The organism is Micromonospora sp. NPDC006766 (genome assembly GCF_040636055.1).
Taxonomy (GTDB): domain Bacteria; phylum Actinomycetota; class Actinomycetes; order Mycobacteriales; family Micromonosporaceae; genus Micromonospora.
This window is the reverse complement of the sequence record NZ_JBEYIX010000001.1, coordinates 367,798-385,919: the sequence shown is the minus strand read 5'-3', so window position 1 is coordinate 385,919 and position 18,122 is coordinate 367,798. Positions and strand designations below refer to the sequence as shown.

17 protein-coding genes are annotated in these 18,122 nt (G+C 71.4%); 11 read left to right on the top strand and 6 right to left on the bottom strand.

What is annotated here, in order from left to right:
* The first annotated feature begins 6 nt into the window (after nucleotides 1–6).
* From ABZ671_RS02485 to ABZ671_RS02475, 3 genes are all read left to right on the top strand, one after another.
* A complete protein-coding gene (locus ABZ671_RS02485) occupies nucleotides 7–174 on the top strand; it encodes a DUF4244 domain-containing protein (protein WP_076470820.1) in 168 nt (55 codons plus the stop codon).
* Nucleotides 175–284: 110 nt separating this feature from the next.
* Entirely contained in the window at nucleotides 285–602 is a 318-nt protein-coding gene (locus tag ABZ671_RS02480) for a TadE family type IV pilus minor pilin (RefSeq protein WP_357850608.1), read from the top strand.
* Nucleotides 593–967: an Rv3654c family TadE-like protein gene (locus ABZ671_RS02475; protein WP_357849907.1), complete on the top strand. Its 375-nt coding sequence runs from the start codon at nucleotides 593–595 to the stop codon at nucleotides 965–967. The genes ABZ671_RS02480 and ABZ671_RS02475 overlap by 10 nt, the downstream gene beginning before the upstream one ends.
* Before the next feature lie 94 nt (nucleotides 968–1,061).
* Here ABZ671_RS02475 and ABZ671_RS02470 read toward each other — a convergent pair whose 3' ends face one another.
* The 4 genes from ABZ671_RS02470 to ABZ671_RS02455 all read right to left on the bottom strand — a co-directional run bounded on the left by ABZ671_RS02470 (nucleotide 1,062) and on the right by ABZ671_RS02455 (nucleotide 5,859).
* Nucleotides 1,062–1,475, bottom strand: coding sequence for a GntR family transcriptional regulator (locus ABZ671_RS02470; protein WP_357849904.1), 414 nt, complete (start codon nucleotides 1,473–1,475; stop codon nucleotides 1,062–1,064).
* An 806-nt stretch (nucleotides 1,476–2,281) separates the two neighbouring features.
* Complete coding sequence (locus ABZ671_RS02465; RefSeq protein ID WP_357849901.1) at nucleotides 2,282–2,860, bottom strand: hypothetical protein; 579 nt, start codon at nucleotides 2,858–2,860, stop codon at nucleotides 2,282–2,284.
* 106 nt (nucleotides 2,861–2,966) lie between these two features.
* Entirely contained in the window at nucleotides 2,967–3,422 is a 456-nt protein-coding gene (locus ABZ671_RS02460; RefSeq protein WP_357849898.1) for a nitroreductase family deazaflavin-dependent oxidoreductase, read from the bottom strand.
* The gene (locus ABZ671_RS02455) at nucleotides 3,406–5,859 is read right to left on the bottom strand and encodes a DEAD/DEAH box helicase (RefSeq protein ID WP_357849895.1); all 2,454 of its coding nucleotides are present in this window, start codon (nucleotides 5,857–5,859) and stop codon (nucleotides 3,406–3,408) included. Before ABZ671_RS02455 ends, ABZ671_RS02460 begins: the two co-directional genes overlap by 17 nt.
* A 135-nt stretch (nucleotides 5,860–5,994) precedes the next feature.
* Between ABZ671_RS02455 and ABZ671_RS02450 the strand changes: the two genes are divergently transcribed.
* The 7 genes from ABZ671_RS02450 (at nucleotide 5,995) to ABZ671_RS02420 (ending at nucleotide 14,650) form a co-directional block, all read left to right on the top strand.
* Nucleotides 5,995–6,351: an STAS domain-containing protein gene (locus ABZ671_RS02450; RefSeq protein WP_357849892.1), complete on the top strand. Its 357-nt coding sequence runs from the start codon at nucleotides 5,995–5,997 to the stop codon at nucleotides 6,349–6,351.
* Nucleotides 6,351–6,785, top strand: a complete 435-nt coding sequence (locus tag ABZ671_RS02445; protein WP_357849889.1) for an ATP-binding protein — start codon at nucleotides 6,351–6,353, stop codon at nucleotides 6,783–6,785. Before ABZ671_RS02450 ends, ABZ671_RS02445 begins: the two co-directional genes overlap by 1 nt.
* A 320-nt stretch (nucleotides 6,786–7,105) precedes the next feature.
* Nucleotides 7,106–9,493: a sodium-translocating pyrophosphatase gene (locus ABZ671_RS02440; protein ID WP_357849886.1), complete on the top strand. Its 2,388-nt coding sequence runs from the start codon at nucleotides 7,106–7,108 to the stop codon at nucleotides 9,491–9,493.
* 100 nt (nucleotides 9,494–9,593) lie between these two features.
* On the top strand, nucleotides 9,594–10,133 hold the full coding sequence (locus ABZ671_RS02435) for a hypothetical protein (RefSeq protein ID WP_357849884.1): 540 nt from the start codon (nucleotides 9,594–9,596) through the stop codon (nucleotides 10,131–10,133).
* Complete coding sequence (locus ABZ671_RS02430; protein ID WP_357849881.1) at nucleotides 10,124–10,729, top strand: hypothetical protein; 606 nt, start codon at nucleotides 10,124–10,126, stop codon at nucleotides 10,727–10,729. Before ABZ671_RS02435 ends, ABZ671_RS02430 begins: the two co-directional genes overlap by 10 nt.
* A 367-nt stretch (nucleotides 10,730–11,096) precedes the next feature.
* Entirely contained in the window at nucleotides 11,097–13,874 is a 2,778-nt protein-coding gene (topA, locus tag ABZ671_RS02425; RefSeq protein WP_357849878.1) for a type I DNA topoisomerase, read from the top strand.
* Nucleotides 13,875–13,930: 56 nt separating this feature from the next.
* Nucleotides 13,931–14,650: a DUF559 domain-containing protein gene (locus tag ABZ671_RS02420; RefSeq protein ID WP_357849875.1), complete on the top strand. Its 720-nt coding sequence runs from the start codon at nucleotides 13,931–13,933 to the stop codon at nucleotides 14,648–14,650.
* Nucleotides 14,651–14,728: 78 nt separating this feature from the next.
* Here ABZ671_RS02420 and ABZ671_RS02415 read toward each other — a convergent pair whose 3' ends face one another.
* A complete protein-coding gene (locus ABZ671_RS02415; protein ID WP_357849872.1) occupies nucleotides 14,729–16,036 on the bottom strand; it encodes a D-arabinono-1,4-lactone oxidase in 1,308 nt (435 codons plus the stop codon).
* A gap of 224 nt (nucleotides 16,037–16,260) precedes the next feature.
* On the opposite strand from ABZ671_RS02415, the gene ABZ671_RS02410 reads away from it, so the two are divergent.
* Nucleotides 16,261–16,833 carry a TetR family transcriptional regulator gene (locus tag ABZ671_RS02410; RefSeq protein ID WP_357850605.1) on the top strand — a complete coding sequence of 191 codons (573 nt, stop codon included), beginning with the start codon at nucleotides 16,261–16,263 and terminating at the stop codon, nucleotides 16,831–16,833.
* Between the two features lie 55 nt (nucleotides 16,834–16,888).
* Here the strand turns inward: ABZ671_RS02410 and ABZ671_RS02405 are convergent, their stop codons facing one another.
* Nucleotides 16,889–18,091, bottom strand: a complete 1,203-nt coding sequence (locus ABZ671_RS02405) for an amino acid deaminase/aldolase (protein WP_357849869.1) — start codon at nucleotides 18,089–18,091, stop codon at nucleotides 16,889–16,891.
* Nucleotides 18,092–18,122: the final 31 nt, after the last annotated feature.

The following is an 18,122-nucleotide window of genomic DNA, read 5'->3' as shown; positions in this document are numbered from 1 at the left end:
TACGAGATGCGCAAACTTCTCGCCCGACTGCGAGGTGACGCCGGGATGAACACGGCCGAGTACGCCGTCGGCACCCTCGCCGCAGTGGCCTTCGCCGGCATCCTGCTGAAGGTGCTCACCTCCGGCAACGTGCAGTCCGCGCTCACCGCCGTGATCGACCGGGCGCTCAAGTGATCGGGCGCCGGCGGGCCGACCGTCGCCGGTGCGGTCCGGGCTCGGGGGCACCGCACCGGGCCGGTACGCCCGCGTGGGGCGCTGGGGAGCGGGGCTCGTTCACCGCCGAGCTGGCGGCCGGCCTGCCGGCGCTCATCCTGCTGCTGCTCGTCGGCCTCACCGCCGTCGAGGCGGTGACCACCCGGGCCGGATGCCTGGACGCGGCTCGGGAGGCGGCGCTCGCCGCGTCCCGGGGCGAGCCGGGCTCGGCGGCCGGCGCCCAGCACGCCCCGGCCGGTGCCGACGTCACGGTCACCATCTCGGGCGACCGGGTCACCGCGACCGTCCGCGCACCGGTTCGCACGCTCGGCGCGCGGCTGCCCCGGATCACCGTGTCGGCCACCGCCGTCGCAGCTGTCGAGCGCGGTACGCCGGGACCATGGCCGTGAGCAACGGTGCCGGCCGTCGGGCGGCGGACCGGGGCGGAGCGACGGTTCTTCTGCTCGCGGTGGGGCTCGTCTTCGTGCTGGTCGGGCTCTTCGGCGCGGCGCTCGGCTCGGCTCGGGTGGCGCGGCAGCAGGCCCGAAACGCGGCGGACTTCGGGGCTCTGGCGGGCGCCGGCCGGGCGCTCGAAGGCGACGGTGCCGCCTGCGGACGGGCCGACGAGCTGGTACGGGCCAACGGCGGCCGGTTGGTGGCCTGCCGGCTCGACGGGCTCGACGCCGTGGTCACGGCCGAGGTCGGGGTTTCGCCGCTACCCGGTCTGGTGCGCACCGCGACCGTGACGTCCCGGGCCGGCCCGGTTCGCGGCTGACCGGCATCAGCCAGGCGACCGCCTGCAGGGTCTCGTACCGTCGATGCGGGGCAGCCTGGCGCCCTGGCATTGCCGCCGGGCGTTGGCCGTCCGGCTATCCGCCAACGATGGTCACGCTGTGCGCGCCGTACCCCTCTGCCGTGCCGTCTGTCCTCGTCACCAGGATGACGGGCTCGCCTTCGTGGAGGGCGTACTTCCGCCGCTCCTCGGGATCCGGCATTCGAGCCTGCATCTGGTCGCCCTTGCTCAGGGTTACTACTGTCCGCTCTTGCTCGCCCCTGACAAAGGTTCCGCGGCTTTGCACGACCACGATCAATCCCTCGCTCCGTAGCTGCTGAAGTGCGCGGCGGACCGTGAGTCGGCTGAGCTGGTATTCCTGGGTGAGGCTTAGTTCGGTCGGAACTCGCTGGCCAGGGGCAAGCTGGCCGGAGCGGATGGCTTGCCGCAGCCGGTCCGCGAGTTGCTTCCACGTGGCGACATCGGGATCGAAGCCGCTCTCACTGCTCACGAGCGCACGTTAGGTGATCTCATGCTGCCGTAGCGTTGTGTTTACGTCAATACAGCACTTAGAGTAATGGCGTCTCGTGTTGATCCGCTTCAAGGAGCGCGACATGCCCCGGCACGTCACCTACGACCAGTACATGATCGCGGTAGCTCTGACCCTGGCTCGCAGGCACCGACCAACGTGGAACTACATCCTCAAGCGGGTGACCTGCCGGTGCGGTCGGGACTTGTCCTGTCGGGCGAGACATCGCGTCCCGATCAACCGGAGGCACTGGCCAGGTGAGGCGTGATGACTACCCACGGACCGGTGCCGCCGATCTGGACATGCAGCGGGTGTGGTCGGCCCTGGCCCTGCGCCACGCGGCGCGATGAGCTGCTGAAGGAGTACGCCGGGGCGCGGGTCAATCTGGCGTACTACATGAGCCTGTGCCTGGTGTCCGCTTGGCAGGACATGAGCTGGGCACCTGCCGGTGACCTCCACCGGAGGTTCCTGGGGTGGGTGCGATGACCACACCGCGCCCCGGTGACGTGGTGCTGATCGGACGGGAGTGCTCGGTGCAGTTCGCGGGGGATCGAGCGCTCACCCTGCGCCTGGTATCCATCGACCCGAGGCTGACGTATGACGGGTGGGTCTGGCTGGCCGGTTATGTCCTCAACAAGCGCGGCGAGGCGACCGACAAACGCGAGGTGTTCGTGATGAAGGCCGGGCTGCGCGTCGCCCCGGCGTCCACCATCGGACAACCGGGGCGTCAGAGCCGCGCCAGGTCCCGGGCCGGCCCGGGCCGCAGCGAGACAGGCGAGGTGGACGCCTCAGCGGCCCTGCAGCGCGTCGAGGGCAACCGCCATGGCGATGACCAGCCGACGGTCGATCTGCGGGTGCTGGATCTCGACGAGGTACCGGTCGCGCAGGCCCCACTTCTTGACGACGGTGAACACCGGCTGACCGTCGGCCACGAAATCGAAGTGGTAGGGCAGCCAGGAGAGCGAGTCGACGAACCGGCGTAGCAGCGCCACCGGCATGCTGCGTTCCTGCCCGGTGATCTGCGGCAGGCCGGCCTGTTCGACGTGCCAGGTGGAACGCAGCAATGACTGGGCGAAGTCCTTGCGGAACAGGCCGATCGGGGTGCCGGCATGGTCGGTCACGTCGTACGTGGCGCCGAGGTCGATCACCTGACGGGCCTTGAAGCCGAGCAGCGGGGTCTGCTTCGAGTCGTCGGTGTAGATCGTCACCTGCTCCTTGAACGCGAGCCGCTTCTGCTGCGCGAACGCGAGCAGCGCGCCCTCGGACCCGTCCGGTGCCACCGCGTGGACCTCGTACTGGTTGACGACCATTCGGATCCGCTGACGGATGAGGAACTGTTGCTGGGTCTGCAAGCTGGCGGGGTGCATCGCTCTCCTTCGACGAACGGACGCCGGAGTCTCGCACAGCGCGGCCCCGGCGTCCGCCCGCCGGTCCCACCGGAGACCGGCCGTCACCCTCGGGCCAGACCGCTCCTCAGCCGGCCGGCGTGTCCCCGCTGGTCGGTTCGAGCACGACGACCGGGATCTGGCGGTCGGTCTTGCCCTGGTAGCTGGCATAGTCGGGGAACGCGTCAACCGCCCGGCGCCACCAGATGGCCTTCTCGTCCCCGAAGACCTCGCGCGCCCGGTACTCCCGGGTCACCGCGCCGTCCTGAAGCTCGATGACCGGCTCGGCGACGAGGCTGGCGTACCACTGCGGGTTGGTGGGGGCACCACCCATGGATGCGACAGCCGCGTAGTGCCCTTCGTGTTCGACCCGCATCACCGGAGTCTTGCGAACCTTGCCGGTCCGGGCACCCCGGTAGGTCATCAGCACGATGGGTCGGCCACCGATCGTGATGCCGTCGGTCGTGCCGGTTTGCGAGATCTTGTCGACGTGCTCGCGGACCCACCCCGACGCACTCGGTTCGTATTCACCAGTCAATGCCATGCCCTGATCCTGCCCGGCCCGTGGCGCCTCCGCGACCAGGCCGCGCCGGCGACCGCTCGTCCTGCCGGGGCACGGCCGCGCCGACCTCACCCTGCGCTGGCGGCACCACGGCGGCCGTCGCCAGGTTGGCGAGGACCACGTCGAGGACCCGGACAGCGTCCAGCTTGGAGAGCGGGTTGTTGCCGTTGCCGCACTTGGGGGACTGGACGCAGGACGGGCAGCCCGACTCGCAGCCGCACTCGGCGATCGCGTCGCGGGTGGCGCGCAGCCAGGCCGCCGCCGTCCCGTACGCCCGCTCGGCGAAGCCGGCGCCGCCGGGGTGGCCGTCGTACACGAAGACGGTGGGTGCCTCGGTGTCCGGGTGCACGGCCGTCGACAGCCCGCCGATGTCCCAGCGGTCGCAGGTCGCCATCAGCGGCAGCAGACCGATCGCGGCGTGCTCGGCGGCGTGCAGCGCGCCCGGCACGTCGGCGGGCTCCACCCCGGCAAGCGCCAGGGACTCCGGCGAGAGGGTGAACCAGACGGCGACGGTACGCAGTTCGCGGACCGGCAGGTCCAGCGGCCGGGTGTCGATCACCTCGCTGGTGGCGATCCGCCGCCGCTGGTACGACACCACCTGGCTGGTCACGTCCACTTCGCCGAGGAAAAGCCCGACCGGCCCGGCGTCCACGTACGACCGGACCGACACCACGGACAGTGAGGTGACGTCCCGGGCGTGGGTGGACCAGTCCGGCTCCTCGGCGTGCACCAGCGCGCACCCGTCGGCCAGGTCGAGTGAGTCGACCACGTACGAGACGCCCTGGTGCAGGTAGACCGCGCCGGTGTGGAGGAGGAAGTGCGAGGACCCGCCGTCGACGGTGCCGAGCAGCCGGCCGGTGGCGGCCTCGACCACGCAGACCGGTGCCCCGTCCTGCCCGCGCAGGTCGACCTCGGGGCGTTCGCGGTGCCGCCAGTACCAGCCGGTGGGCCGCTGCCGCAGGGCGCCGGCCTCGACGAGGGAGTCGACCGCCTCCTTCGCCCCTTCCCCGAAGAGTTCCAGGTCGGCCGGGGTGAGCGGGGCCTCGTACGCGGCGCAGGCGAGCTGCGGGGCGAGCACGTACGGGTTGGCCGGGTCGAGCACGGTCGCTTCGACGGGCCGCCCGAACAGCGCCTCGGGGTGGTGCACCAGGTAGGTGTCGAGCGGGTCGTCCCGGGCCACCAGCACGGCGAGGGCCTCGTCGCCGGAGCGGCCGGCGCGGCCCGCCTGCTGCCAGAGCGACGCCCGGGTGCCGGGCCAGCCGCAGATCAGCACGGCGTCCAGCCCGACCAGGTCGACGCCGAGTTCGAGCGCGTTGGTGGAGGCGAGCCCGAGCAGGTCGCCGTGCAGCAGCGCGCGTTCCAGCTCGCGCCGCTCTTCCCGCAGGTAGCCGGCCCGATAGGCGGCCACCCGGTCACCCAGCCCGGGCACCGCCTCGTCCAGCGCGCGTCGGGCGTTCGCGGCAACCACCTCGGCGCCGCGCCGGGACCGGACGAAGGCGAGCGTGCGGACGCCCGCGACGACGCTGTCGGCGAGCAGGTCGGCGGTCTCCCGCAGCGCCGACCGGCGGACCGGCGCGAGGTCAGCCTCCTCGGCCGCCGAGGAGGGGGGCAGTAGCGGTGGCTCCCAGAGCGCGAAGGTCACCCCACCGCGCGGCGAGGTGTCCTCGGTGACGGCCGCGACCGGCAGGCCGGTGAGCCGCCCCGCCGCCGTCGCCGGGTCGCCCGACGTGGCCGACGCCAGCAGGAACACCGGGGTACGACCGAAGCGGGCGCACTGCCGGCGCAGCCGGCGCAGCACGTGCGCCACGTGCGAGCCGAACACCCCCCGGTAGGTGTGACATTCGTCGATCACCACGTACGCGAGTCGGCGCAGGAACCCGGACCAGTGGGCGTGCCCGGGCAGGATGCCGTGGTGCAGCATGTCCGGGTTGGTCAGCACGAACCGGGAGTGTCGGCGGATCCACTCCCGCTCGGTGCGCGGGGTGTCGCCGTCGTAGCAGGCCGGGCGTACCCCGTCGAGATCCAGGTCGGCGACGGCGCGCAACTGGTCGGCGGCGAGCGCCTTGGTCGGGGCCAGGTAGAGCACGGTGGCGCGCGGGTCGGCGAGCAGCGTGGCCAGCGCCGGCAGCTGGTACGCCAGGGACTTGCCGGACGCCGTCCCGGTGGCCACCACCACGTGCTGCCCGGCGTACGCCAGCTCGGCGGCCTCGGCCTGGTGCCGCCACGGGGCGACCACCCCGCGCCGGGCGAACGCGGCCCGTAGTTCCTCCGGTGCCCAGGTCGGCCACGGTGCCGGCTCGCCGGCGCGGGCCGGCACCCGCTCGACGTGGGTGACCGGGTCACCCGCGTGCCGGGCGCGCAGCCGACGCAGCAGCTCGGCCGGCGGCAGATGCGCCGAGCTGAAGCCGTTGGAGGTCACGTCCTGCACCTTCGGGAATAGCGATCGGGGAGATGAAACGCGGGGGACCTGGGTAAGGAGAAGCGTCGGCCGGTGACGATGGGGTGTTCCGGCAAAGATGGTTAGATGCCCAGGGGAGTTTACCGAGGAGGGACGATGGAGCTGTCGCTGGCGACCCGCGCCGTGGGGGAGCACACGGTGCTTGAGGTCGGCGGTGAGGTGGACGTGTACACCGCGCCACGCCTGCGGGAACGGCTCCTCGAACTGATCGACGCTGGTGCCCGTCGGGTCGTGGTCGACCTGGGTCGGGTGGATTTCCTCGACTCGACCGGTCTCGGCGTGCTGGTGGGCGCTTTGAAGCGGCTCCGCTCGCTCGGTGGCTCCTTCGCCCTGGTCTGCGACAAGGAGCCGCTGCTCAAGATCTTCCGGATCACCGCCCTGGATCAGGTCTTTCCGCTGCTTCCCACGGTCGACGCGGCGGTCAGCGCCGACCCGACCGGCGCCGGCGCCTGATGGCGACGGTCAAGCTCTCTTTCTCGCCGGCGCCGGTGCACGTCCGCACCGCCCGCCTGGTCGGCGTCGCGGTGGCCCGGCGGGCCGGCGTACGCGAGGACCTGCTCGACGAGGTGCGCCTGGCGATCGGTGAGGCGTGCACCCGGGCGGTCGCCCTGCACCGGCAGTACGGGTTGCCCGACCCAGTTTTGGTGGAGATGTCCGACAACGGGGCGTACGCGGTGCGGGTGGTGGACCGCGCTCCGATCGAGGCGGGCATCGGTCTCGCCGCCCTGCCTCCCGACGAGCTGGCCAAGGAGTCGCTCAGCGAGGACGCGCTGACCACCGGCGTCGGCTTCGCCCTGCTCGCCGGATTCGTCGAGGACCTGCAGGTGCGCCCGGTCGAGGAGGGCTTCGGCACCGAGGTGCGGATGGTGTGGCCGGTAGGCCGCTGACCTGAATTTTCGTCGCGAGGCCGCGTTCCCGATCAGGGGGCGCGGCCTCGTCGTGCTGCCCGGGCCATATATCAAAAATTTTCGCATAACACAGCGACGAAGATCATCGAATGAGGGTGCCCCCTGGGTGTGACCCGCAACACGCTGTAGGGCTACAGTACCCGGGTTGTCAGCAAGTGATCCGTCCCGCAGCCAGCGGGAATGGGTGTTCATCGCTGGTCCGCCGGGGTGGGTTGGCGCGCGCTTGCGAGTCCGCATCCAGGCGTCGGTCCGTGCGTCTCCACGGATTTGACGCGAGTGTTCGGTACAGGAGGACATAGATGTCCGGGACCTTGGCCGCCGACGGCGGCACGCTGTCCCTTACCGGAGCCAACCTGACGTACGTCGTCATCGCCGCGGTCATCGCGCTGGTGGCGCTCGTCTTCGCCGCCACCTTGACCAAGGCGGTGCTGGCAGCCGGTACGGGCACCAAGAACATGCAGGAGATCTCCGGGGCCGTGCAGGAGGGCGCCTCGGCGTACCTGCTCCGGCAGTTCCGCACCCTGGCGATCTTCGTGGTCATCGCCGTCGTGCTGCTGTTCCTGCTGCCGGTGCACGACACCGACGGCAACCAGACCCTGGTGAAGATCGGCCGCTCGGCGTTCTTCGTGGTGGGCGCCGGGTTCAGCGCGTTCATCGGCGGCGCCGGCATGTGGCTGGCCACCCGCGCCAACCTGCGGGTCGCCGCGGCGGCCCGAGAGCGGGAAGGCGGGCGCGAGGGCGCCATGAAGATCGCCTTCCGGACCGGTGGCGTGGTCGGCTTCCTCACCGTCGGCCTCGGTCTCTTCGGCGCCGCGCTGGTCGTCATCCTCTACAAGGGTGACGCCCCGACCGTGCTGGAGGGCTTCGGCTTCGGCGCCGCGCTGCTGGCCATGTTCATGCGGGTCGGCGGCGGCATCTTCACCAAGGCGGCCGACGTCGGTGCCGACCTGGTCGGCAAGGTCGAGCAGGGCATCCCGGAGGACGACCCGCGCAACGCGGCCACCATCGCCGACAACGTGGGCGACAACGTCGGTGACTGCGCCGGCATGGCCGCCGACCTCTTCGAGTCGTACGCGGTCACCCTGGTCGCCGCGTTGATCCTCGGCCGCGCCGCGTTCGGCAACGACGGTCTGGTCCTGCCGCTGATCATCTCCACGATCGGCGTGCTGGTGGCGATCGTCGGCGTCTTCATCACCCGGCTGCGCGCCTCCGACCGCAACGGGCTGACCGCGATCAACCGGGCGTTCTACCTGTCCGCCCTGGTCTCCGCGGTGCTGGTGGCGATCGCCGCGTTCGTCTACCTGAAGCCGACCTGGGCGGACCTGCTCGGCGACAACTGGCGCGAGACGCTCAGCGTCACCGACGGCGAGCCGCCGTTCGGCCCCCGTGGGCTGGCCATCGGCGCGGTGGTGATCGGCATCGTGCTGGCCGCCGCGATCCAGGCGCTCACCGGCTACTTCACCGAGACCGACCGGCGCCCGGTGCAGGACATCGGCAAGAGCTCGCAGACCGGCCCGGCCACCGTCGTTCTCGCCGGCATCGGCGTCGGCCTGGAGTCGGCGGTCTACTCGGCGCTGCTGATCGGCGCCGGCGTCTTCGGCGCGTTCCTGCTCGGCGGCAGCTCCATCACCCTGTCGCTGTTCGCGGTCGCGCTGGCCGGCACCGGCCTGCTCACCACCGTCGGCGTGATCGTCGCGATGGACACCTTCGGCCCGATCTCCGACAACGCCCAGGGCGTGGCCGAGATGTCCGGCGACATCGACGAGCACGGCGCGCGGACGCTGACCGAGCTGGACGCGGTCGGTAACACCACCAAGGCGATCACCAAGGGCATCGCGATCGCCACCGCCGTGCTGGCCGCGACCGCGCTGTTCGGCTCGTACACCGACACGCTGAAGACCGCGTTCGGCGACGCGAAGGTGGAGAACGTCGAGGCGGCGATCACCGACCTGCTCAACGTCTCCAACCCGCGCAACCTGGTCGGCCTGATCGTCGGCGCGGCGGTGGTCTTCCTCTTCTCCGGCCTGGCCATCAACGCGGTCTCCCGCTCGGCCGGTGCGGTGGTGATGGAGGTACGCCGGCAGTTCCGTGAGCTGCCCGGCATCATGGACCGCACCCAGCGCCCCGAGTACGGCAAGGTCGTCGACATCTGCACCCGGGACGCCCAGCGCGAGCTGATGACCCCCGGCCTGCTGGCCATCATGGCGCCGATCGCCGTCGGGTTCGGCCTCGGCCCGGGCGCGCTGGCGTCGTACCTGGCCGGTGCGATCGGGGCGGGCACGCTGATGGCGGTCTTCCTGGCCAACTCCGGCGGCGCCTGGGACAACGCCAAGAAGCTGGTGGAGGACGGCGCGTACGGGGGCAAGGGCTCCGAGTCGCACTCCGCGACCGTCATCGGTGACACCGTCGGCGACCCGTTCAAGGACACCGCCGGCCCGGCGATCAACCCGCTGCTCAAGGTGATGAACCTGGTCTCGCTGCTGATCGCGCCGGCCGTGGTGGCCTGGAGCGTGGGCGAGGACAAGAACAACGCCCTGCGGATCACGGTCGCCGTGGTGGCCGCGCTGGTGATCGTGGCGGCCGTGGTGTTCAGCAAGCGCAAGGGCATCGCCATGGGCGACTCCGGCGACGGCGACGACACCGGTGCCGGCAGCCCGGAGGAGCGGGTGGCACCGGTCGGCGCCTGAGCTGAGGCGGGTGACGGTTCCCGGTCGGTGCACCTGCCGGCCGGGAACCGGGCCGTCCGGTGGTCCCGACCCGAAACCGGAAGGTCGTACGCTGCAACGCATGCGTACCCGCCGGGCGGCCCTCGCCGGAAAGCTCACGGTGGTCCTGGCCACGCTCAGCCTCGTCGTCGCCGGGTGCGGCGGGCCCAGCCCCCGGGCCTGGGCCGCGTCGGTCTGCCAGGCGCTCACCCCGTGGCGCGCCGAGATCAACAAGCTGACCAGCAGCACCCAGCAGCAGATGACCGCGCAGACCACCCCGGCGCAGGCCAAGGAGAACCTGGTCCGGCTCTTCGCCGGTGCCGAGGAAGCCAGCGAGACCGCCCGGCGCAAGGTCGAGCAGGCCGGCGTGCCGGAGACCGAGCACGGCGCGGAGATCTCCGCCGGGTTCCACGCCTCGCTGAGCAAGATGCGGGACGCGTACGGGCGAGCCCGGGAGGCCATCGGCGGGCTGGACACCGCACAGGCCGACCCCTTCTACGACGGGGTGCGGGTCGCGGTGGACATCCTCAACAAGGACTACGACGCGAGCGCGCTGGACACCAGCAAGCTCAACTCGCCAGAGCTCAAAGAGGCCTTCGACGAGGTCCCGGAGTGTCGCTGACGCCGCCATCTTCGTACCCGGTTCGCCAGCCCTCGCTGTTCTCCACCGAGGCGGCGGACCCGTCGCTGGCGGACCTGGCCGGCCTGCTCGCCGGGCCGGCGGAGGTGGTCCGGATGGGTGGCACGGCCCGACTCGCCGTGGTGGTGGGGGCCGCCTGGCGGGTGCATGTGCTGGTGGCCGAGCTGGGCGCGCGGGGGATGGCGGCGACCTGGGAGCCGACCGGGGACGGCCGGCACCTGGTCCGTACCGCGTACGCCGCCACGCTGGCGCCGCTCGCCACCGCCTGGCTGAGCGGCACGGCGAAACGAGCCCCGGTCGGCTTCCACCTCGACGGGCGCCGGCTGCGGCTCTGGCTGGCCGCCGCCGGGGTGGTCGATCCGGCCGGCGTCCAGCTCGGCCTCGGCCCCGCCGACGAGGAGTGCAGGTCGCGGGTACGGGCCGCGCTCGCCGCGGTGGGGCTGCCGGCGGCGTTCGTGGAGCCGGACGCGGGCGGGCCCGCGTACCGGATCACCGGGCGGCGGGTGGCCCGGCTGGCCGAGCTGGTGGGTGATCGCCCCAGGGCCGCACCGACGGCCGAGTGGCCGGGGGCCGGATGACGGCGCGGTGGCCGGGGGCCGGATGACGTCGCAACCTCGACGGCTGTCCGATCTCAGACACCTTACCGCCGGTTTGCCCAGGAACGGAGCGCTGTCAGCCCGCCCGAGCGTGCGTGATCGTCACAGTGACCCGCCCGACGCCCTACCCACGGTGTACGGTGACGCCGTCCGGCGGGTGCCGCCGCCGGCCGGACGACGGTCCGCCGAACCGGACCGTTTGCCGCCCGCGGAACCCGGAGCGTGGACGGCGCGTTACGTTGGACGTCCGGACCGCCGGTGGTCCGGCTGGTGCAACACTGCCCGAAACGGGCAGTAGGTGAGACGGCCCGGGCACGGGCCGGACGCAGGAGTGAGGTCGGAGAGAACCGTGCCGAGCAACGCTGGAACCACCCGTCTGGTCATCGTCGAGTCACCGGCGAAGGCCAAGACGATCTCGGGCTATCTGGGCCCGGGATACGTCGTGGAAGCCAGCTTCGGTCACGTCCGAGACCTGCCCCGCAACGCGGCCGACGTGCCGGCCAAGTACAAGGGCGAGCCGTGGGCGCGGCTCGGCGTCGACGTCGACAACGGCTTCCACGCGCTCTACGTGGTCTCGCCGGACCGCAAGCAGCAGATCAGCAAGCTGACCAAGCTGGCCAAGGAGGTCGACGAGATCCTCCTGGCGACGGACGAGGACCGCGAGGGCGAGGCGATCGCCTGGCACCTGGTGGAGACGCTCAAGCCCAAGGTGCCAGTCAAGCGGATGGTTTTCCACGAGATCACCAAGCCCGCCATCCAGGCCGCGGTGGCCAACCCCCGGGAGATCGACCGGGACCTGGTCGATGCCCAGGAGGCCCGGCGCATCCTCGACCGGCTCTACGGCTACGAGGTCTCCCCGGTGCTGTGGAAGAAGGTCATGCCGAAGCTCTCGGCGGGCCGGGTGCAGTCCGTGGCGACCCGGATCGTGGTCGAGCGTGAGCGGCAGCGAATGGCCTTCCGCACCGCTGAATACTGGGACATCCTGGCCACCCTCGCGGTGGCGAACGCGGGCGAGGGGCCGCGCGGCTTCAACGCCACGCTGATCGCGCTGAACGGCGACCGGATCGCCACCGGCAAGGACTTCGAGCCGACCACCGGCCGGGTGAAGCCCGGCGCGGGGGTGGTGCACCTCGATGAGGGCGGGGCCAGAGGCTTGGCCGCCCGGCTGGAGGGCCGCCCGTTCACGGTCACCCGGGTCGAGGAGAAGCCCTACCGCCGCCGCCCGTACGCGCCGTTCATCACCTCCACGCTCCAGCAGGAGGCGGCCCGCAAGCTGCGGTTCTCGTCGCAGCAGACGATGCGCACCGCGCAGCGGCTGTACGAGAACGGCTACATCACCTATATGCGTACCGACTCGGTGAACCTGTCGGAGACCGCCATCGCGGCGGCCCGCCGGCAGATCGTCGAGCTGTACGGCGAGCGCAGCGTGCCGCCGGAGCCGCGCCGCTACACCGGCAAGGTGAAGAACGCGCAGGAGGCACACGAGGCGATCCGCCCGGCGGGGGACAATTTCCGCACCCCGGGCGACGTGGCCAAGGAGTTGCCGGCCGAGGAGTTCAAGCTCTACGAGCTGATCTGGCGGCGCACCATCGCCTCGCAGATGACCGACGCGGTCGGCTCCAGCGTCTCGGTGCGCATCCGGGCGGTCTCCTCCGCCCAGGAGGAGGCCGACTTCGGCGCGACCGGCAAGACCATCACCGACCCGGGCTTCCTGCGCGCGTACGTCGAGTCGAGCGACGACGAGAACGCCGAGGCCGAGGACGCCGAGCGGCGGCTGCCCACCCTGGTCAAGGACCAGCCGCTGACCGCCGAGGAGTTGGCCGCGCAGGGCCACCACACCCAGCCGCCCGCCCGCTACACCGAGGCGTCGCTGGTCAAGGCCCTTGAGGAACTGGGCATCGGCCGCCCGTCGACGTACGCGTCGATCATGCAGACCATTCAAGATCGTGGCTACGTCGTCAAGCGCGGCCAGGCGATGATCCCGTCGTTCCTGGCGTTCGCGGTGATCGGGCTGATGGAACGGCACTACCCGCGCCTGATCGACTACGACTTCACCGCCAGCATGGAGAACGAGCTGGACGAGATCGCCGGCGGCGACCACGCGGCGGTGGACTTCCTCACCTCGTTCTACTTCGGCAGCGCCAACGGCACCGGCGACCAGGCGATCGCGCACGCCGGCGGGCTCAAGAAGCTGGTCACTGAGAACCTCAGCGACATCGACGCGCGCAGTATCAACTCGATCCCGCTCTTCACCGACGACGAGGGGCGCGAGATCGTGGTGCGGGTCGGCCGGTACGGGCCGTACCTGCAGCGGGCGCTGCCGGGCGAGCAGCCGGTTCCCGCCGCGGAGGGCGAGGAGGGCGGCACCCAGGGCGACCGGGCGCCGATCCCCGAGGGGCTGGCGCCGGACGAGCTGACGCCGGACAAGGTGCACGAGTTGTTCCTCGGCGGCGGGGGCGAGCGGAAGCTCGGTGACGACCCGGCCACCGGCGAGCCGATCGTGCTCAAGTCGGGCCGGTTCGGCCCGTACGTGGCCAGCGGGGAGCGCAAGTCCTCGCTGTTGCGCTCGCAGTCACCGGACTCGCTGACCTTCGATGACGCGTTGAAGCTGCTCAGCCTGCCCCGGCTGGTGGGCGTGGCGCCGGACGGCGCCGAGGTGTTCGCCAACAACGGCCGCTACGGTCCGTACGTCAAGCGCGGTGACGAGTTCCGTTCGCTGGACTCGGAAGAGAAGATGTTCAACGTCACCCTGGACGAGGCGCTCGCGCTGCTGGCCGCCCCGAAGACCCGCCAACGCCGGGCCGCCGCGCCGCCGCTGCGGGAGATGGGTGCCGACCCGTTGACCGAGAAGCCGCTGGTCATCAAGGACGGCCGGTTCGGGCCGTACGTCACCGACGGGGAGACCAACGCGTCGCTGCGGCGCGGGCAGACGCCGGAGGCGCTGACCCTGGAGGAAGCGTCCGAGATGCTCGCCGAGAAGCGAGCGAAGGGCCCCGCCCCGAAGAAGAAGGCAGCCGCCAAAAAGGCCACCCCCGCCAAAAAGGCAGCAACCGCCAAGAAAACAGCGGCAAAGAAAACCCCCGCCAAAAAGACCACCCCCAAGAAGGCCCCCACCTCCCCCGAGTAGCGGCGGATTCTGGAAGATCTTGGAAGGAAAGGGCCCCTAGAGGGGTCGAAACCTTCGTGCTCGCCGCAGGACCGGCCGCGATCCTCGGTGGACTGACCGCCGCGCAGTCGGGTGGGCTGCGCGGGTTCTCCGATCGCGTCGTGCATCTGCTGCTGCCGGCTTCCTGCCGGCGCGCCCCGCTGCCGCAGGGCGTGCTGGCCCACCGGACCACTCAACTGTCGGATCGGGACGTGGTCGCCGTGGCGCAACCACCGCGGACGGTGGCCGCCCGTTCGATCGTCGACGCCGCGCAGTGGGCGTCCAGCGACGAGCAGGCGCGAGCCATCGTCGCAGCGGCATTTCAGCAGCGGTTGGTCGGTGGCCACGACCTGCACGAGGTTGTCGACCGGATGCCACGCCTCCGGCGGCGCAGGTTGATCCTGGCCACCGCCACGGACGCGGCCGGCGGCGCACACTCCTGTGGTGAGCTCGACTTCATGCGCCTGGTCCGTCGTGCCGGACTGCCCGAACCAATTCGGCAGAAAGTCCGCCAGGATTCGGCCGGGCGGCACCGCTATCTCGACGCCTACTTCGAGGAGTGGCAGGTGCACGTGGAGATCGACGGCGGCCAGCACCTGGACCCGGCCCATGCCTGGGCGGACATGAAGCGACAGAACGACCTCTGGGTCGAGGGCGATCGAGTCCTACGCTTCCCGACCTGGGCGCTGCGCGCCCACCCGGACGAGGTCCTCGCCCAACTACGCGCCGCGCTCCGCGCAGCTGGCTGGCCCGGCTGACCGATGACCGGCCGAGATCTTGGAAGCATTGCGCCCCCACAGGGGCCGTTTCCTTCCAAGATCCAGCAGCGGTTGCGGTCAGTCGCCGAGGACCTGGCGGAGGTAGGGGTTGGTGAAGACCCGAGTGGGGTCTAGGCGGTTGCGGATGGTGAGGAAGTCGCTGAACTTCGGGTACGCGGGGGCGAGTGACGCCGCGTCCCGGTAGTGCAGTTTGCCCCAGTGCGGCCGACCGCCCAGCTCCGTGGCCACCTTCTCGAAGGCTCGGAAGTAGGGCTCGAAGGGCATGCCGACGTACTGGTGGATGGCGAGGTAGGCCGAGTCCCGCCCGTATCCGTGGGAGAGCCAGATGTCGTCGGCGGCGCTGAACCGCACCTCGACCGGGAAGAGCACCTTGACCGGTAGCCGGTCGACGATGCGGCGCAGCGCGGCCAGCGCCTCCGCCAGCGCGGCCCGGGGAAGGGCGTACTCCATTTCCACGAAGCGGACCCGGCGCGGGGTGCAGAAGACCCGGTCGGAGCGGCCGGTGTAGATACGTTCGGTGAGTGCCCGGGCGGAGACCGCGCTGATCCCCGGTACGAGCGCCGGCACGGCCCGGCCCAGCCGGCAGGCCCCGGCGAAGACGGTGTTGGCCAGGAACTCGTCGTCCAGCCAGCCACGCCAGCGGGGCAGCGGCCGATCGTCGGCGGGCACCCGGTCGTTGGTCTTGACCTGCACCCGGGCGGTGTACGGGAACCAGTAGAACTCGACGTGGTCGTGCCGCTCGACGAGCCCGGGCAGGTCGGACAGCACGGCGGAGAGCGCCGCCGGCCGCTCGTGCGCGCGGAGCACGAAGGCGTCGACGCAGCGCAGGGTGACCTCGACCAGCACCCCGACCGCCCCGATCCCGACCCGGGCCGCGGCGAAGACGTCGCGGTGCGCGTCGGCGGAGCAGTGCAGCACGTCTCCGGCGCCGGTGACCAGGGTCAGCGCGGTCACGAAGGTGGACAGGCAGCCGAGTTTCGCGCCGGTGCCGTGGGTGCCGGTGGAGAGCGCCCCGGCCACGGTCTGAGCGTCGATGTCGCCGAGGTTGGGCAGGGCCAGTCCGTGGGTGGCGAGCAGTTGGTTGAGGGTGTGCAGGGTCATTCCGGCCGGCACGGTGACCAGTCGGCGGACGGTGTCCACGGTGACGCCGGTGGCCAGGCCGGACAGGTCGAGCCGGTGCCCGTCGGTGAGGGCCGCCCCGGTGAACGAGTGTCCGCTGCCGACCGCCCGGATCGTCGTGCCGGCGTTGGCGGCGGCCCGGACCGCTTCGACGATGTCGTCGACGGTCCGGGGGCGCGCCACGAGCAGGGCGGTGCTGCGCTGGTTGCCGGCCCAGTTGCACCAGGCGGCTAGCGTGCCGGCCATTTATGCTCCTCGACATGAATATGAACTGACTTCATATCAGGAACGTTGTGGCTGGTAAATACCGCAATCGGGGTCCGCTCGTTGTATCTGTAGTCACCGCATGGTGACGTGCAAGTAGGTTCTTCGTCGAAGGGGGGTGGCGCCGAGTGTCCACACCAGCCGCCACGACCGGGCCGCTGCGCCGGGTTCCGGTGCAGGGTCGAAGTGTCGCACGGGTCCAGCGGATGTTGGACGCCTGCGCCGAGCTCGTCGACGAGGTGGGGTACGAGGGGCTGACCACGACTCTGCTCGCCGAGCGTGCCGAGGTGGCGATCGGGTCGGTCTACCAGTTCTTTCCGGACAAGCGGGCGATCGTGCAGGCGCTGACCCTGCGCACCATGGAGTCCTACCTCCAGCGACTCGACGAGCGGTTCGGCTCCGACGACCTGACCCACTGGTGGGACGGCGTCGACGCGGCGATCGACGAGTACATCACGATGCACCGTAATGTCCCGGGGTTCCGTACCCTCCACTTCGGCGACGTGGTCGACCTGCACCTGCTCGACGAGCAGCGCGACAACAACGGTGTGATCGCCGATCAGCTCGCCCGGGTGCTCACCGAACGGTTCGGCCTGGCCGACGTACCCGACCTCCGGTTCCATCTGGAGATCGCGGTGGAGTCCGCCGACGCCCTGATCAAGCTGGCGTTCCGGCGTCGGCCGGAGGGCGACGAGCGGGTGTTGGCGGAGGCGAAGGCGCTGATCCGGGAATATCTGCACCGGCAGGTCGACGCCCGGACCGAGCCCCAGCAGGCCTGAGCCGACGAGCCGCGGCGGGTTTCCGAGGTACGCCGGGGCCCGCCGTCATCCTTCTCTAGAGGAACGCACGGCCCTCGCCCCGATAGGTGGGCACGGTCGCGACCACCTCGTCGCCGTCGATCAGGTGCAGTTCGTTGACCCGTTCGCAGAGTTCGCCGGCCTTGGCGTGGCGAAACCAGACGCGGTCACCCACTCGCAGGGTCGTCGCGACCGCCCCCGCGACCGGGGTCTGCACCTCGCCGGCGCCCTCGGACCCGACCAGCTTGAGGCCCGCCGGCAGCCACGGCCGCGGTAGCCGGCTCTCGCCGGCCGCGCCCGAGGCGATCCAACCGCCCCCGAGTACGGTGGCCAGCCCGGGTGCCGGCCGGCGGACCACCGCGCAGGCGAAGAACGCCGCCGGGGTGGGGTGCCAGGCCCGGTACGCGTCGAACAGCGTCGGCCCGTACAGGCCCGAACCCGCGGTGATCTCGGTGACCGTGGGATCGGCGCTGGTGGCGGCCACGCTGCCGGTGCCGCCGCCGTTGACGATCTCCAGGTCGGCGTGCTCGCGTACTGCGGCGACCGCCGCCGCCCGCCGAGTAAGCAGTTCCCGGTACGACCCGCGCTGGACGACCCGGATCGCCGCGCCGCGCACCGCCTGCCCGGGCGGCGCGTCGCCGAGCCCGGCGATCTGCGCCTCGTACGACATCAGGCCGACCAGCCGGAAGCCCGGCCGGCCGGCGACGGTGGCGGCGAACGCGCCGGCCGCCCGAGCGCTGTGCACCGGGGAGCGGCGGACGCCCATGTGCACCCGTCCGCCCAGCGGTCGCCAGGAGGCGTCCAGGTCGAGGCAGACCCGGAGCGGCGGCCGGCGCCCGGGCGGGCACACCTCGTCGACCAGGTCGAGTTGGCCGGGGTCGTCGACCATCAGCGTCACCGCGGCGGCGAGCGTCGGGTCGGTGGCCAGCTCGGCGAGCGCCCCCCGGTCGGCGGTGGGATACGCGACCAGCACGTCGTCGCTGACGCCGGTACGGGCCAGCCAAATCGCCTCGGGCAGGGTGAACGCCATCACGCCGCGCCAGCCGGGGCGGGCCAGCACCCGGCGGAGCAGGTCTCGGGCGCGGACCGACTTGCTGGCGACCCGGAGCGGCTTGCCGGCGGCGCGGCTGACCAGCGCGTCCGCGTTGGCGTCCAAGGCGGTGAGATCGACCACGGCGTACGGCGGGTCCAGGTGGATGGTTGCCCGATCGAGGCGATCGCGAAGTTTGTCACGGTCCACGTCTGCACGCTAACTGTCTGGGCGTCGATGC

Coding starts and splice junctions, on each gene's coding strand:
- ABZ671_RS02485 (WP_076470820.1), top strand. CDS start 7: ATGCGCAAACTTCTCGCCCGACTGCGAGGTGACGCCGGGATGAACACG.
- ABZ671_RS02475 (WP_357849907.1), top strand. CDS start 593: ATGGCCGTGAGCAACGGTGCCGGCCGTCGGGCGGCGGACCGGGGCGGA.
- ABZ671_RS02465 (WP_357849901.1), bottom strand. CDS start 2,860: ATGCACCCCGCCAGCTTGCAGACCCAGCAACAGTTCCTCATCCGTCAG.
- ABZ671_RS02460 (WP_357849898.1), bottom strand. CDS start 3,422: ATGGCATTGACTGGTGAATACGAACCGAGTGCGTCGGGGTGGGTCCGC.
- ABZ671_RS02450 (WP_357849892.1), top strand. CDS start 5,995: ATGGAGCTGTCGCTGGCGACCCGCGCCGTGGGGGAGCACACGGTGCTT.
- ABZ671_RS02445 (WP_357849889.1), top strand. CDS start 6,351: ATGGCGACGGTCAAGCTCTCTTTCTCGCCGGCGCCGGTGCACGTCCGC.
- ABZ671_RS02440 (WP_357849886.1), top strand. CDS start 7,106: ATGTCCGGGACCTTGGCCGCCGACGGCGGCACGCTGTCCCTTACCGGA.
- ABZ671_RS02435 (WP_357849884.1), top strand. CDS start 9,594: ATGCGTACCCGCCGGGCGGCCCTCGCCGGAAAGCTCACGGTGGTCCTG.
- ABZ671_RS02415 (WP_357849872.1), bottom strand. CDS start 16,036: ATGGCCGGCACGCTAGCCGCCTGGTGCAACTGGGCCGGCAACCAGCGC.
- ABZ671_RS02410 (WP_357850605.1), top strand. CDS start 16,261: ATGTTGGACGCCTGCGCCGAGCTCGTCGACGAGGTGGGGTACGAGGGG.